We start from the raw sequence: 12363 nt of genomic DNA, 5'->3' as shown, positions 1-12363 counted from the left end.
TGCGCGGGTGTGTGTGGTCGTGTGCGGTCATGTACGTGGAGACGGCCCTTGCCCCACCCTGTCGCACAGAAAGCGAACAGCCACCCTTTGCCGGTCCTTGACCCTTGGCCGTACAACCTTCCGCGACTTCCCCCAAGCCTCTGGCGCAGCCCCGACCTGCGGACTTTCAATGGTCCGCACCATGGTTGCGCTGCCCTCGTTCCTCCGCCGCTCCCGGATGTCCCGACGTGCCGCGCGCCCGGCCGGAACGATTCCTTCCGGGGACGAGGCCGTGCTCGACGCGCCCGACGAGCGGCTCTCGCCCGCGCTGGTCTCCGCCGGGCGGGGCGAGTACCGGGACGCGGCCGAGCTGCTGGCGGGCACCCGGGCCGCGTCCGAGTGGGAGGACCACGACCGGTACGCCCGGCGGCTGGCCGCCTTCGCCCGGCTGCGCACCGAGTGGTTCGAGGACTGGCGGGCGGCCGAGCCGGACGACCCCGGCTCCCTGCTGGTGGCGGCCCAGCTGGCGGTGGACCGGGTGTGGTCCTCGCCGGCCCGCGCCGAACTGCTGCGCGAGGTCAGCCCGCTGATCACGGCCGCCGCGCGGGCCGACGACCGGGACCCGGTGCCCTGGCGGATCGCGCTGGACCACGCGCGCGGCTCACGGGCCGGGCACCGCTACTTCGAGGAACTGTGGGAGGCGGCGCTGCGCCGAGCCCCGCACCACTACGGCTGCCACGTGGCCGCCCTGCGCTATCTGGGCGCGTTCTGCTGCGTCCGCTTCGGGGACGCCCCGCACGTGCCGAGCACCGCGCACCGCGCCTGCTTCGACTTCGCCGAGCTGGCCGCGCAGGACGCTCCGGCGGACTCGCTGGTGCAGGTGCTGCCCGCGTGGGCCGCCTACGGCTATCTGACCGAGGGCGGCGGACCCGGGGTGCCCCGGCGGCGGCTGGACTCCGCGGCCGACCGCGCGATAGCCCTGTCGGCGCGGTTCGCGGCGGCCGATCCGGAGCCCGCCGGGGTGCGCAACAAGCTGCTCTACGTCCTGCTGCGCCTGGACCGCCCCGACGACGCCCGCGCCCTGGTGCGGCTGATCGGCCCCTATGTGACCTCCTGCCCCTGGGACCGGTTCTCGGACGACCCGCTCGGCCACTTCCTGCGGCTGCGCGAGCAGCTGCTGTCGGGGGGCGGGGCGCCCGCTCTGTCCGTGCTGCTGCCGGCGCCCGAGGACCTTTCGCCCGGACACCGCCGACACGCCCGCCCCGCAGACCATTAGGCTGGGGCGCCGTGACCACCGTCCGTCTGCCGCTCTTCCCGCTGAACACGGTCCTCTTCCCGGGACTCGTGCTGCCGCTCAACGTCTTCGAGGAGCGTTATCGCGCCATGATGCGCGAGCTGCTGAAGACCCCCGAGGAGGAGCCGCGGCGGTTCGCCGTCGTGGCCATCCGCGACGGGTACGAGGTGGCGCCCAGCGCCCCCGGCATGCCCGACCCCACGGCTGAGCCCGAGCGGGGCCCGGCCGCGGGCTTCGGCCCGGACCCGCTCAAGTCCTTCCACCAGATGGGCTGCATCGCGGACGCGGCGACCATCCGGGAGCGCGCCGGCGGTGCCTTCGAGGTGCTCGCGACCGGTACGACCCGGGTGCGGCTGCTGTCGGTGGACGCCTCGGGGCCGTATCTGACGGCCGAGCTGGAGGAGCTGCCGGAGGAGCCCGGCGACGAGGCGGGAGCGCTCGCGGAGGGCGTGCTGCGGGCCTTCAGGCAGTACCAGAAGCGGCTGGCGGGGGCACGGGAGCGGTCGCTCGCCACCAGCGCGGAACTGCCGGACGATCCGAGCGTGGTGTCGTACCTGGTGGCGGCCGCGATGGTGCACGACACGCCGACCAAGCAGCGGCTGCTCCAGGCACCGGACACCGCCTCCCGGCTGCGCGACGAGCTGCGGCTCCTGCGCGGCGAGACCGCCATCATCCGTAATCTGCCGTCGCTGCCCGCGTTCGAGCTGACGCGGACGCCGACCAGTCTGAACTGAGTCCACATCCTCATGGCGAAGAAGCCCAGGAAGCAGCAGTCCGGGGGGACCCCGGCGACGGTCGCGCTGAGCGCGGCGGGCGTGGAGTTCACGGTCCACGCCTACGACCACGACCCCGCCCACCCCTCCTACGGCGAGGAGGCCGCGGAGGCGATGGGCGTCTCCCCCGACCGCGTCTTCAAGACGCTGGTGGCCGACGTGGACGGCGACCTCGTCGTCGGCGTCGTCCCGGTCGCGGGCACCCTCGATCTGAAGGCCCTCGCCTCGGCGGTGGGCGGCAAGCGCGCCGCCATGGCCGACCCGGCCCTGGCCGAACGCACCACCGGCTACGTCCGCGGCGGGATCTCCCCGCTCGGCCAGCGCAAGAGGCTCCGCACCGTCCTGGACGACTCGGCCCTCGGCCACGCCACGATCTGTGTGTCGGCGGGGCGGCGGGGCCTGGAGGTGGAGCTGGCGCCGGGCGACCTGGCGGAGCTGACGGGAGCGGTGCGGGCGCCCATCGGACGGGGCTGAGACGGCGCCGGCCCGCCTACGGCGCGGGCGTGAGCGGCACCTCGCCCGGGTGCTGGGGCTCGGGGTCGCGGGGGCCGAACAGGGCGGTCAGGCCGAGATGGACCAGCACCGCGGCGAACGGCCAGGACAGCAGCGCGGCCTTCGCCCCCAGACGCAGCGGGGCCGGGAAGGTGACTCCCTTGCCGACCGCTCGGGCATGGGCGATCACGTCGGACGTGGGACCGAGCCACACGCCGAGCCGCCAGGCCAGCAGGGAGCCGAGCAGTCCGCCGAGCGCCAGGCCGACGACCAGCGGTACGCCGCCGCGCCTGCGCCACAGGAACGCGGCGAGCCCGCTCACCGCGCCGAACGCGAGCGCCAGCAGGGTGAACGTGCCGTCCACGCCGATCGCCTGCTCGCCCTCGGTGTCCTTGAGATAGACCACCCAGCTGTTGCCCGACTGGTCGCCGACCAGCGGCACCTGGGGTGCCAGCCGCCACCACAGCAGCCCGAGCAGCGCTCCGCACACCGTCACCAGCACGGTGATCACGGCGGCCTCGCGCGCTTCGGTCTTCATCCCGGGGCCGTCCTCTTCGTAGGCGCCCGCCATCGGCGCCCCGGCGGGCGGCGCCTGCCAGACCTGGTGCGCGGAGTGGTCGTGCGGGGGCGGGGGCGGATTCAGCGGTGCGGTCACCCTGCCATCGTGCCAGGTCGGCCTGTGCGCCGCGTCACCGGACGGCGGCCCTGCGGTAGGCCCACGCGGCCACGGCCAGCGAGACCACCCCGACCCCCGCGCACACCCCCAGGTCAGCGAGGACGACGGCCCAGTCCGGGTGGGCGCCGAAGGTGCGGGCGTACGCCTCCACGCCGTAGGTGGAGGGCAGCAGGTCCCGCGCCAGCCGGATGATCTCCGGCATCCGGTCGGGCGGCAGCACTCCGAGCAGCAACGCCGCGGACATGCCCAGCTGCCCGAGCAGCGTGGCCAGCTCGGGGCGGGGCGCCAGCAGGCCGAGCGCCGCGCCGAGCCCGGACAGCGCGGCCCCGGCGAGCGGCACGACGGCCAGCAGCACCCACAGGTTGGCCAGCGGCAGCCCGAACAGGACGCAGCCGAAGACGGCGGTCACCAGCGTCCCGGGCAGGGTGAAGGAGGCGTACGCCGCCGCCGTGCCCAGCACCACCGAGGCGGGCGGCACCGGCAGCGTGGCGTAGTGGTCGAGCCCGCCGCCGGCCCGCAGCTGCCCGAAGTACTGGGCCAGCAGATTGAGTGCGACGAACGCGACGACCAGCACGGACGAGCCGGCCACCACGGACCGCGCCTCGAAGCCGTTGCCGACGACACCGCGCATCATCACGGTGATGCCGATGGACTGGAAGGTCGCCACGAACAGCAGCGGGATCCGCGCCACCCGGGCCCGGGACAGCTGCGCCCGGTACACGGCCACCAGCGCGGGCCACAGCCGCGCCGCGGGGGCGAGCTCGGCCGCGGCCGGCCCCGCCTCCGGCACGCCGCGGGCTGTGTCCGGCAGAACCTGCGCGGGTACGACACTCACGACGAGCTGCTCCTCTTCCCTACGGCAGTCGCACCGACCCCGCTGCGTACGTCCCGTGCGCTCATGCCTTCACCAGCCCCTGCCGGGCGGCGCCGCCGAGGGCCAGATAGACGTCCTCCAGGCTGGGCGTGGCCAGGGTGAAGTCGTCCAGGGCGGCGAAGGCGGCGCCGCCGGTCACCGTGGCGACGGCGGCGCGGGCCTCCTCGGGCGCGAGCCGCAGCGTCCAGCGCCGGCCGGCCTCCACCGCGCGTTCGCGCAGCGCGGCGACCTCGGGCACGTCCAGCGGCGCCCGCTCCCGCCACACCAGTTCCACCCGGACCTCGCCCGCGACCCGCTCCTTCAGTCCGGTGGGGGTGTCGCAGGCGATGACCCGGCCCCGGTCGAGCACGGCGACCCGGTCGAGCACGGTCTCGGCCTCGATGACGTTGTGGGTGACGAGGAGGACGGTCGTGCCGTGCTCGGCGCGTCGCCGGTCCACGGCCGACCAGACCGCGCGCCGGGCCACCGGGTCCATGCCGGTGGTCGGCTCGTCGAGGACCAGCAGGGGGCGCTCGCCGACGAGGGCGGCGGCGAAGGTGGCGAGCCGGCGCTGGCCGCCGGACAGCTTCTTCAGCGGTCGCCCGGCGATCGGGGTGAGCCCCAGCTCCTCCAGTACGGCGTCCCGCTCGGCCCGTGCCCGGGTCACGTCCAGGCCGCGCAGACGCCCGGTGGTCTCGGCGGCGAGGGAGACGGTCAGCTCGTCCAGGGCGGTGGACTCCTGGCCCAGGTAGGCGAGGAGGCGGGCGGCCCGCTCGGGGTGGCGCACGATGTCGTGGCCGAGGATCTCGACGCTGCCCCTGTCGGGGCGCAGCAGCCCGGTGAGCTGCCGTACGAGGGTGGACTTGCCGGCGCCGTTGGGGCCGAGCAGCCCGAAGATCTCCCCGCGCCGTACCGTCAGCTCCAGGGCCTCGGTGGCCCGCACCTCGGGGGTGCCGGGTGCGCCGCGGCGGCCCTTGACGGCCGGGTAGGTCTTGGCGAGCCCGCGCACGCGGACGACCTCGTCCTGCCGAAGTGCCTGTCCCACGCGCGTACTCACAAGGGAAGAGGGTACGGGGTCGGTGCCTTTACCCGCCTTTGGGGCCGCCCGGACCGCGGCCGGCCGGACGGCGCCCCGGTCCGCGCGCGGGACCCCGGTCCGCAGTGCCCCGGGCCCACCGCGGCGCCGTCCCGGCCGCACGCGGGGTCCCGGGCTCGTCCCGCCCCGGACCCGGGCTCCGCCGCACGCCGGTTCGCCTCGGCCGCACGCCGGACCGCCGCCGGTCCGGTCAGGACTCGTCCCCGGCCGCGCACCCGCCCCGCCCCGGCTCACGCCCCACCGCACCGGTCCGCCCCGCCCCGCGCCCGGCCGCGCCCGCCCGGCGCGCGGCCCGGTCTCCCGCGCCGCTCCCGTGCGCCCGGCGCCGTCTCACTCCCCCGCGCTCGCGTGCTCCGCGGCGGCCGGGACGTCGAACTCCCGCCAGAAGCCCGCCCGGATGGCGTAACGGTCGTGCTCGTCGATCTGGTCGTCCTTGTGCGCGAGCAGCCCGAAGCGCGCGGCGTAGCGCAGCAGCTCCCCGTCGATGCGGTGCGGGATGCGCGGGTACATCTGGGACAGCCGCTGGAGATGGCTCTGGTCGCCGAGCCGGGACATCCAGCGGCGGGCGAAGACCTGACCCACCTCGTAGGGATCACCGCCGACGGTGGTGATGTCCTCCTCGCGGTCCGCCCAGCGCTGCTCGGCCGTGGTGAGCTGGGCGAGGGTCGGCATCGCGGCGGCCTCGGCCGGTTCGGCCACCGCGCCGGGCCGGTCCACCCAGCCCTTGTCGGAGGACCAGCGCAGGGTCGCGCCGGCCGGTTGCTGGGCGGGCTGGACGGCGCCGGGGGCACGCAGCGCGGCGAGGTCCTTGGGGGTGGGGACGCCCTTGGGCGCGGGCACCCGCTCCTGGCCGCCGTTCCCGGTGGCCCCGGCCGGCGGGTGCGGCTCCTGTTCGGCGGGGCGCTCGGCGGCCGCGGCGAGCGCGGACTCGGGCAGCGGCGCGGACAGGATCGCGGCGATCTCGGGGCGGGGCACCGGCTGCGGGGCGCACACACCGGTCAGTTCCTTGGCCCGGACGGCCTGGGTGATCCAGGCCCGGTCCAGGACGCGCCGCTCGTCGGCCTCGGCGACCAGGTCCTCGGACTGGTTGTAGTCGCCGTCGGCGGCCTGTACGGCCCACAGGTGTACGGCGACGCCGTGCTCCTTGGCCGCCATCATGCCCGGCAGCAGATCGCCGTCGCCGGTGACGAGGACGACGTCGGAGCAGGCACGGTTGCGGGCCAGTTCGGTCAGTTCGGCGTGCATGGCGGCGTCCACGCCCTTCTGGGCCCAGCGTCCGTCGCTGCGGGTGAGGGCGCCGAGGCGGACGGTGACCCGGGGCATGACCCGCAGCCGGCGGTGCTCGGGCTGGGGAACCCGGTCGGGGGCGCCGTCGAACCAGTAGATGCGCAGCAGGGGCCGCTCGGTGTCGGACTCGGCGCGGTCGCGCAGCGCCTGGATCAGTGCGGTGTGGTCGACGGTGATCCGGGACCGCGAGGGCTCGCCCGCGAGGAGACTGGCGGCTGCGCCCAGCAGATACCCGGCGTCCACCAGGACGATGCAGCGGTCCACGCGACTCACCCTCTTCCCGGGAGGCTTTGCTTCGGACTTCCTTCGAGTCTGCCCGACCGCGCGGGGGTTAACGGCCCGAACTCGATCTTCGGCGTGGCGTTTGCGGCTGTTACCCGCCAACCTACCCTGTCACGCAGGGTAATTGTCCGACATGCGATTGATGTCAGCGTATGTGAATCTGAATCCGGCCCTGGCCCCTAGATCCCCCGCAGGAGGCAGATCACCATGGCCAAGAACAAGAACCGCAAGCAGGGTGGCTCGCAGAACCGCGCCGCGCAGCACGCCGGCCAGACTCACGAGCAGACGCAGCACACCACGGAGGCCCACGAGTCCCCGGTCACCCACATCCAGGGCAGTTCCGGTGATACCGGGCGCGGCAAGAAGCAGAAGAGCTTCGGCCACAACTAAAGGGCGATTGACGCCTGTTGCGTGAAAGGAGGGGCGCGCCCATGGCGGGTGCGCCCCTCTCACGCTGCCGGGAGCCGGCTCAGCCGGCCAGGCAGGACGGGCCGAGCAGCACCTTCAGGTCGCCGAAGAGCGCCGGGTCGGGCTTGACCCGGTGCCGGTCCAGGCGCAGCACCGTGGTCTTGCGGGGCCCCTGGAGCTTGATCCGCACCTCGCTGTCGCCCTTGTGGTGGCTGAGGATCTCACCGAGGCGGCTGACCATGGGCGGGGTGACCCGGGTCGCCGGGATGGTGAGGACCACCGGCGCGTTGGCGCCCGCGTTGGACAGGTCCGGGACCATCAGCTCCATGGCGACGAGCCGGGGCACGTCCTCGCGCTTGTCGAGACGGCCCTTGACGAACACCACGGCGTCCTCGACCAGTTGGGTCGACACCAGCTGGTAGGTGGCCGGGAAGAACATGCACTCGATGGAGCCGGCGAGGTCCTCGACGGTGGCGATCGCCCAGGCGTTGCCCTGCTTGGTCATCTTGCGCTGCAGGCCCGAGATGATGCCGCCGATGGTGACCACCGCGCCGTCCGCGTGCTCGCCGCCGGTGAGCTGGGAGATGCCCGCGTCGGCCTTGTCGGACAGCACGTGTTCGAGCCCGAACAGCGGGTGGTCGGAGACGTACAGACCGAGCATCTCCCGCTCCTGGGCGAGCAGATAGGTCTTGTCCCACTCGTCCTCGGCGAACTGCACGTCGAGACCGAAGCCGGGCTCGTCCGCGGTGTCGTCGCCCATGCCGCCGAAGAGGTCGAACTGGCCCTCGGCCTCCTTGCGCTTGACCGCGACCACGTTGTCGATCATCGGCTCGTACTGCGCGGTGAGGCCCTTGCGGGTGTGCCCCATGGTGTCGAACGCACCGGCCTTGATCAGCGATTCGGTGGTGCGCTTGTTGCAGACGACCGCCTCGACCTTGTCGAGGTAGTCGGGGAAGGAGGCGTACTTCCCCTTGGCCTTGCGGCACCTGATGATCGACTCGACCACGTTGGTGCCGACGTTGCGCACCGCGGAGAGGCCGAAGAGGATCACGTCGTCGCCCTGGGCGGCGAAGTTGGACTCCGACTCGTTCACGTTCGGCGGGAGCACCCGGATGCCCATGCGGCGGCACTCGTTCAGGTAGACCGCCGACTTGTCCTTGTCGTCCTTGACGGAGGTCAGCAGGCCGGCCATGTACTCGGCGGGGTGGTTGGCCTTGAGGTAGGCGGTCCAGTACGACACCAGGCCGTACGCCGCCGAGTGCGCCTTGTTGAACGCGTAGCCGGCGAACGGGACCAGCACGTCCCACAGCGCCTGGATGGCCTCGTCGCTGTAGCCGTTCTTGCGGGCGCCGCCCTGGAAGATGGTGAAGTTCTTCGCCAGTTCCTCGGGCTTCTTCTTGCCCATCACGCGGCGCAGGATGTCGGCCTCGCCGAGCGAGTACCCGGCGATGATCTGCGCGGCCTTCTGCACCTGCTCCTGGTAGACGATCAGGCCGTAGGTGACGTCCAGGACCTCCTTGAGCGGCTCCTCCAGCTCGGGGTGGATCGGCGTGATCTCCTGCTGCCCGTTCTTTCGCAGCGCGTAGTTCGTGTGGGAGTTCATGCCCATCGGGCCCGGCCGGTACAGGGCCGACACGGCGGAGATGTCCTCGAAGTTGTCGGGCTTCATCAGCCGCAGCAGCGAGCGCATGGGGCCGCCGTCGAACTGGAAGACGCCGAGGGTGTCGCCGCGCTGGAGCAGTTCGAAGGTCTTGGGGTCGTCCAGCGGCAGGGACAGCAGGTCGATGTCGAGGCCCTTGTTGGCCTTCACCATCTTGACCGCGTCGTCCATGATCGTGAGGTTGCGCAGACCCAGGAAGTCCATCTTCAGCAGGCCGAGCGACTCGCAGCTCGGGTAGTCCCACTGCGTGATGGTCACGCCGTCGGTGTGCCGGACCCAGACCGGTACGTGATCGGTGATGGTCTCGCTGGACATGATCACGCCGGCCGCGTGCACACCCATCTGCCGGACCAGGCCCTCCACGCCGCGTGCGGTGTCGATGACCTTCTTGACGTCCGGTTCGTTCTCGTACATGCCCCGGACCTCGCCCGCCTCCGAGTAGCGGGGGTGCTGCGGGTCGGTGATGCCGGACAGCGGGATGCCCTTGCCGAGGACGTCGGCGGGCATGGCCTTGGTGATGCGGTCGCCCATCGCGTACGGGTAGCCCAGCACGCGCGCCGAGTCCTTGATCGCGTTCTTGGCCTTGATGGTGCCGTAGGTGCCGATCATGGCGACCTTGTCGGCGCCGTACTTCTCCGTCACGTACCGGATCACCTCGACGCGCCGGCGCTCGTCGAAGTCGATGTCGACATCGGGCATGGAGATGCGCTCGGGGTTGAGGAACCGCTCGAAGATCAGGCCGTGCGGGATCGGGTCGAGGTCGGTGATGCCCATGGCGTAGGCGACGATCGAGCCGGCCGCGGAGCCCCGGCCGGGGCCGACCGCGATGCCGTTGTTCTTGGCCCACATGATGAAGTCGGCGACCACGAGGAAGTAGCCCGGGAAGCCCATCGAGATGATGACGTCCATCTCGTAGTCGGCCTGCTTCTGGCGGTCCTCGGGGATGCCGCCGGGGAAGCGGCGCTCCATGCCGCGGCGGACCTCCTCCTTGAACCAGGTGACCTCGGTGTAGCCCTCGGGGATGTCGAACTTCGGCATCAGGTCGCGCTTCTCGAACATGCCGGTGGTGTCCACCATCTCGGCCACCAGGAGCGTGTTGGCGCAGCCCTCCTGCCAGGCGTCCGAGGAGTCGATGGCGTACATCTCGTCCGTCGACTTCAGGTAGTAGCCGGTGCCGTCGAACTTGAAGCGGTCCGGGTCGGAGAGGTTCTTGCCGGTCTGGATGCACAGCAGCGCGTCATGGGCGGTCGCCTCGTGGGCGTATGTGTAGTGCGAGTCGTTCGTGACCAGCGGGGGGATGCCGAGCTTCCTGCCGATCTCCAGGAGGCCGTCGCGGACCCGGTGCTCGATGTCGATGCCGTGGTCCATCAACTCCAGGAAGTACCGGTCCTTGCCGAAGATGTCCTGGTACTCGCCGGCGGCCTTCAGGGCCTCGTCGAACTGGCCGAGGCGCAGCCGGGTCTGGAGCTCGCCGGAGGGGCAGCCGGTGGAGGCGACGATGCCCTCGGACCACTGGGCGATGGTCTCCTTGTCCATCCGGGGCCACTTCTGGAGCCAGCCCTCGGCGTACGCGTCGGAGGACAGCCGGAAGAGGTTGTGCAGACCGGTCCGGTTCACCGCCCACATCGTCTTGTGGGTGTAACCACCGGAACCGGAGACGTCGTCGCGCTTCTGGTGCGGCTGGCCCCACTGGATCTTGCGCTTGTTGCGCCGGGACTCGGGGGCGACATAGGCCTCGATCCCGATGATCGGAGTGATCCCCGACTTCTGGGCGGTGTGGAAGAAGTCGTACGCGCCGTGGAGGTTGCCGTGGTCGGACATGGCGATGTGCGTCATGCCCATTTCATTGCAGGCGTTGAACATGTCCTTCAGCCGCGCGGCACCGTCCAGCAGCGAGTACTGGGTGTGGACGTGCAGGTGCGTGAACGGCGGCTTTGACACGGTTCGGCCTCCAGCGGAGAACGTCAGGCGACGGCGGGCGGACACTCGGGGGACAGCCTCGAATCCTATGCCCTGGCGCTGACGGCCGGAGTCGGTCCCCGCGCACGGCCGGGCGGGAACCGGGCACTCCCGCGCGGCGTCGCCCGTTGGAGACGGCGAAAGCGCTGTCGTATCCATGGACGCACAGTGACGCACCACTCCCGCACCAGGAGGCATCCCGCGATGTCGGTCCCCGAGCTCAGTGACGAGCAGCGCGGTGAGGAGATCCTCGCCGTGTTCGACACCGCCTTCGGCAGGCTCCTGGCCGCCGACCCGGCCGCGTTCCGGGTGAAGTTCCGGAAGATGGCCGCCTCGGCGTCCGCCTTCCACCGGGGCGCGGCGTGCCTCTTCTACCACGACATCGAGGCCGAACGGCGGGGCGGACCCTACCTGGACGACCGCACCTCGCGGGTGTGGATCCACGGCGACCTGCACGCGGAGAACTTCGGCACCTACATGGACTCGAACGGCCGCCTGGTGTTCCACGTCGCCGACTTCGACGAGGCGTACGTCGGCCCCTTCACCTGGGACCTGAAGCGCTTCGCCGCCTCGGTCGCGCTCCTCGGGTACGCCAAGGCGCTGAGCGACGGACAGATCACCGATGTGGTGACGGTCTACGCGGACGCGTACCGGGAGCGGATCCACGCCCTGGCCACCGGCGCCAAGAGCGACGAGGTGCCGCCGTTCACCCTGGACACCGCGGAGGGCCCGCTGCTCGGCGCGCTGCGCGCGGCCCGCTCCCGCACCCGGTCCGAGCTGCTGGACTCGATGACCGAGATCCGCGACTTCGAACGCCGGTTCGCATCGGGTCCCGGCACCGTCGAACTGGACGCGGCCGACCGCTACAAGATCCTCGCGGCCTTCGACGGCTATCTGGAGACGCTGCCGGACTCCTCCCTCGCCCGCCCGGACTCCTACCGGGTCAAGGACGTCGTGGGCCGCCGGGGCGCCGGCATCGGCTCCGCCGGGCTGCCGTCGTACGACATCCTCCTGGAGGGCCACAGCGACGCCCTGGAGAACGACGTCGTGATCCGCGTCAGGCAGGCACTGGTCCCGGCCGTCTCCCGGCACCTCACCGACCCGGCCGTCGCCCGGTGCTTCCGGCACGAGGGCCACCGCACGGTGATGTCCCAGCGCGCCCTCCAGGCGCACCCCGACCCCTGGCTGGGCTGGACCGAGCTGGACGGCGCGGGCCAGCTGGTCGCCGAGGTCTCGCCGTACGCGGTCGGCCTGGACTGGAGCGACCTCGACGACCCGGAGGAGATCGCGCTGGTCGTGGCCGACCTGGGCCGGGCCACGGCGACCATGCACGCGGCGGCGGACGAGACCTCCGGCGACTCCCTGGTGCCCTTCTCCACCGAGCGGGCCGTCGACGCGGCGATCGCTGCCGACGAGGAGGGCTTCGCGCCCCTGCTGGTGGACTTCGCGCACACCTACGGCGCGCGGGCCCGTGCGGACCACCGCATCTTCGTGGAGCTGTTCCGGAGCGGCCGGATCCCGGGGCTGTGGACAGTCACGGAAAGGCGGTAGCGTGCGCGTACTCACAGGCCCCCTTTAGGGGTCCCTTACTCCGGTTCATGACA

At 72.2% G+C, this 12363-nt stretch carries 10 protein-coding genes; 5 read left to right on the top strand and 5 right to left on the bottom strand.

The window, feature by feature from the left end:
• Positions 1 to 169: 169 nt before the first annotated feature.
• From VT52_RS20495 to ybaK, 3 genes are read left to right on the top strand one after another with little or no spacing between them, the layout of a single operon-like run.
• The gene (locus tag VT52_RS20495) at positions 170 to 1255 is read left to right on the top strand and encodes a hypothetical protein (protein WP_107481392.1); all 1086 of its coding nucleotides are present in this window, start codon (positions 170 to 172) and stop codon (positions 1253 to 1255) included.
• Positions 1256 to 1266: 11 nt separating this feature from the next.
• Complete coding sequence (locus tag VT52_RS20490) at positions 1267 to 2007, top strand: LON peptidase substrate-binding domain-containing protein (protein WP_046423096.1); 741 nt, start codon at positions 1267 to 1269, stop codon at positions 2005 to 2007.
• 12 nt (positions 2008 to 2019) lie between these two features.
• Positions 2020 to 2520, top strand: coding sequence for a Cys-tRNA(Pro) deacylase (gene ybaK, locus VT52_RS20485; protein WP_046423094.1), 501 nt, complete (start codon positions 2020 to 2022; stop codon positions 2518 to 2520).
• Positions 2521 to 2536: 16 nt separating this feature from the next.
• Here ybaK and VT52_RS20480 read toward each other — a convergent pair whose 3' ends face one another.
• The 4 genes from VT52_RS20480 to VT52_RS20465 form a co-directional block, all read right to left on the bottom strand.
• Positions 2537 to 3193: a hypothetical protein gene (locus VT52_RS20480; protein WP_046423092.1), complete on the bottom strand. Its 657-nt coding sequence runs from the start codon at positions 3191 to 3193 to the stop codon at positions 2537 to 2539.
• Between the two features lie 34 nt (positions 3194 to 3227).
• Positions 3228 to 4049 carry an ABC transporter permease gene (locus VT52_RS20475; RefSeq protein ID WP_046423090.1) on the bottom strand — a complete coding sequence of 274 codons (822 nt, stop codon included), beginning with the start codon at positions 4047 to 4049 and terminating at the stop codon, positions 3228 to 3230.
• A gap of 61 nt (positions 4050 to 4110) precedes the next feature.
• Entirely contained in the window at positions 4111 to 5124 is a 1014-nt protein-coding gene (locus VT52_RS20470; protein WP_046423087.1) for an ABC transporter ATP-binding protein, read from the bottom strand.
• 369 nt (positions 5125 to 5493) lie between these two features.
• Positions 5494 to 6714: an NYN domain-containing protein gene (locus VT52_RS20465; protein WP_046423085.1), complete on the bottom strand. Its 1221-nt coding sequence runs from the start codon at positions 6712 to 6714 to the stop codon at positions 5494 to 5496.
• Positions 6715 to 6939: 225 nt separating this feature from the next.
• Between VT52_RS20465 and VT52_RS20460 the strand changes: the two genes are divergently transcribed.
• Positions 6940 to 7122: a hypothetical protein gene (locus tag VT52_RS20460; RefSeq protein WP_046423083.1), complete on the top strand. Its 183-nt coding sequence runs from the start codon at positions 6940 to 6942 to the stop codon at positions 7120 to 7122.
• Between the two features lie 79 nt (positions 7123 to 7201).
• Here VT52_RS20460 and dnaE read toward each other — a convergent pair whose 3' ends face one another.
• On the bottom strand, positions 7202 to 10741 hold the full coding sequence (gene dnaE, locus VT52_RS20455; RefSeq protein ID WP_046423081.1) for a DNA polymerase III subunit alpha: 3540 nt from the start codon (positions 10739 to 10741) through the stop codon (positions 7202 to 7204).
• Between the two features lie 222 nt (positions 10742 to 10963).
• On the opposite strand from dnaE, the gene VT52_RS20450 reads away from it, so the two are divergent.
• The gene (locus VT52_RS20450) at positions 10964 to 12310 is read left to right on the top strand and encodes a DUF2252 domain-containing protein (RefSeq protein WP_046423080.1); all 1347 of its coding nucleotides are present in this window, start codon (positions 10964 to 10966) and stop codon (positions 12308 to 12310) included.
• The last annotated feature ends 53 nt before the right edge of the window (positions 12311 to 12363 follow it).

This window comes from Streptomyces malaysiense, from assembly GCF_000980885.2.
Taxonomy (GTDB): Bacteria; Actinomycetota; Actinomycetes; order Streptomycetales; family Streptomycetaceae; genus Streptomyces; species Streptomyces malaysiense.
The sequence above is the reverse complement of the archived record's forward strand: the minus strand, read 5'-3'. Positions and strand labels throughout refer to the sequence as shown.

Excerpts from the sequence above, each read along its gene's own strand:
- ybaK (WP_046423094.1), top strand. The coding sequence starts at position 2,020 with ATGGCGAAGAAGCCCAGGAAGCAGCAGTCCGGGGGGACCCCGGCGACG.
- VT52_RS20460 (WP_046423083.1), top strand. The coding sequence starts at position 6,940 with ATGGCCAAGAACAAGAACCGCAAGCAGGGTGGCTCGCAGAACCGCGCC.
- VT52_RS20495 (WP_107481392.1), top strand. The coding sequence starts at position 170 with ATGGTCCGCACCATGGTTGCGCTGCCCTCGTTCCTCCGCCGCTCCCGG.
- VT52_RS20450 (WP_046423080.1), top strand. The coding sequence starts at position 10,964 with ATGTCGGTCCCCGAGCTCAGTGACGAGCAGCGCGGTGAGGAGATCCTC.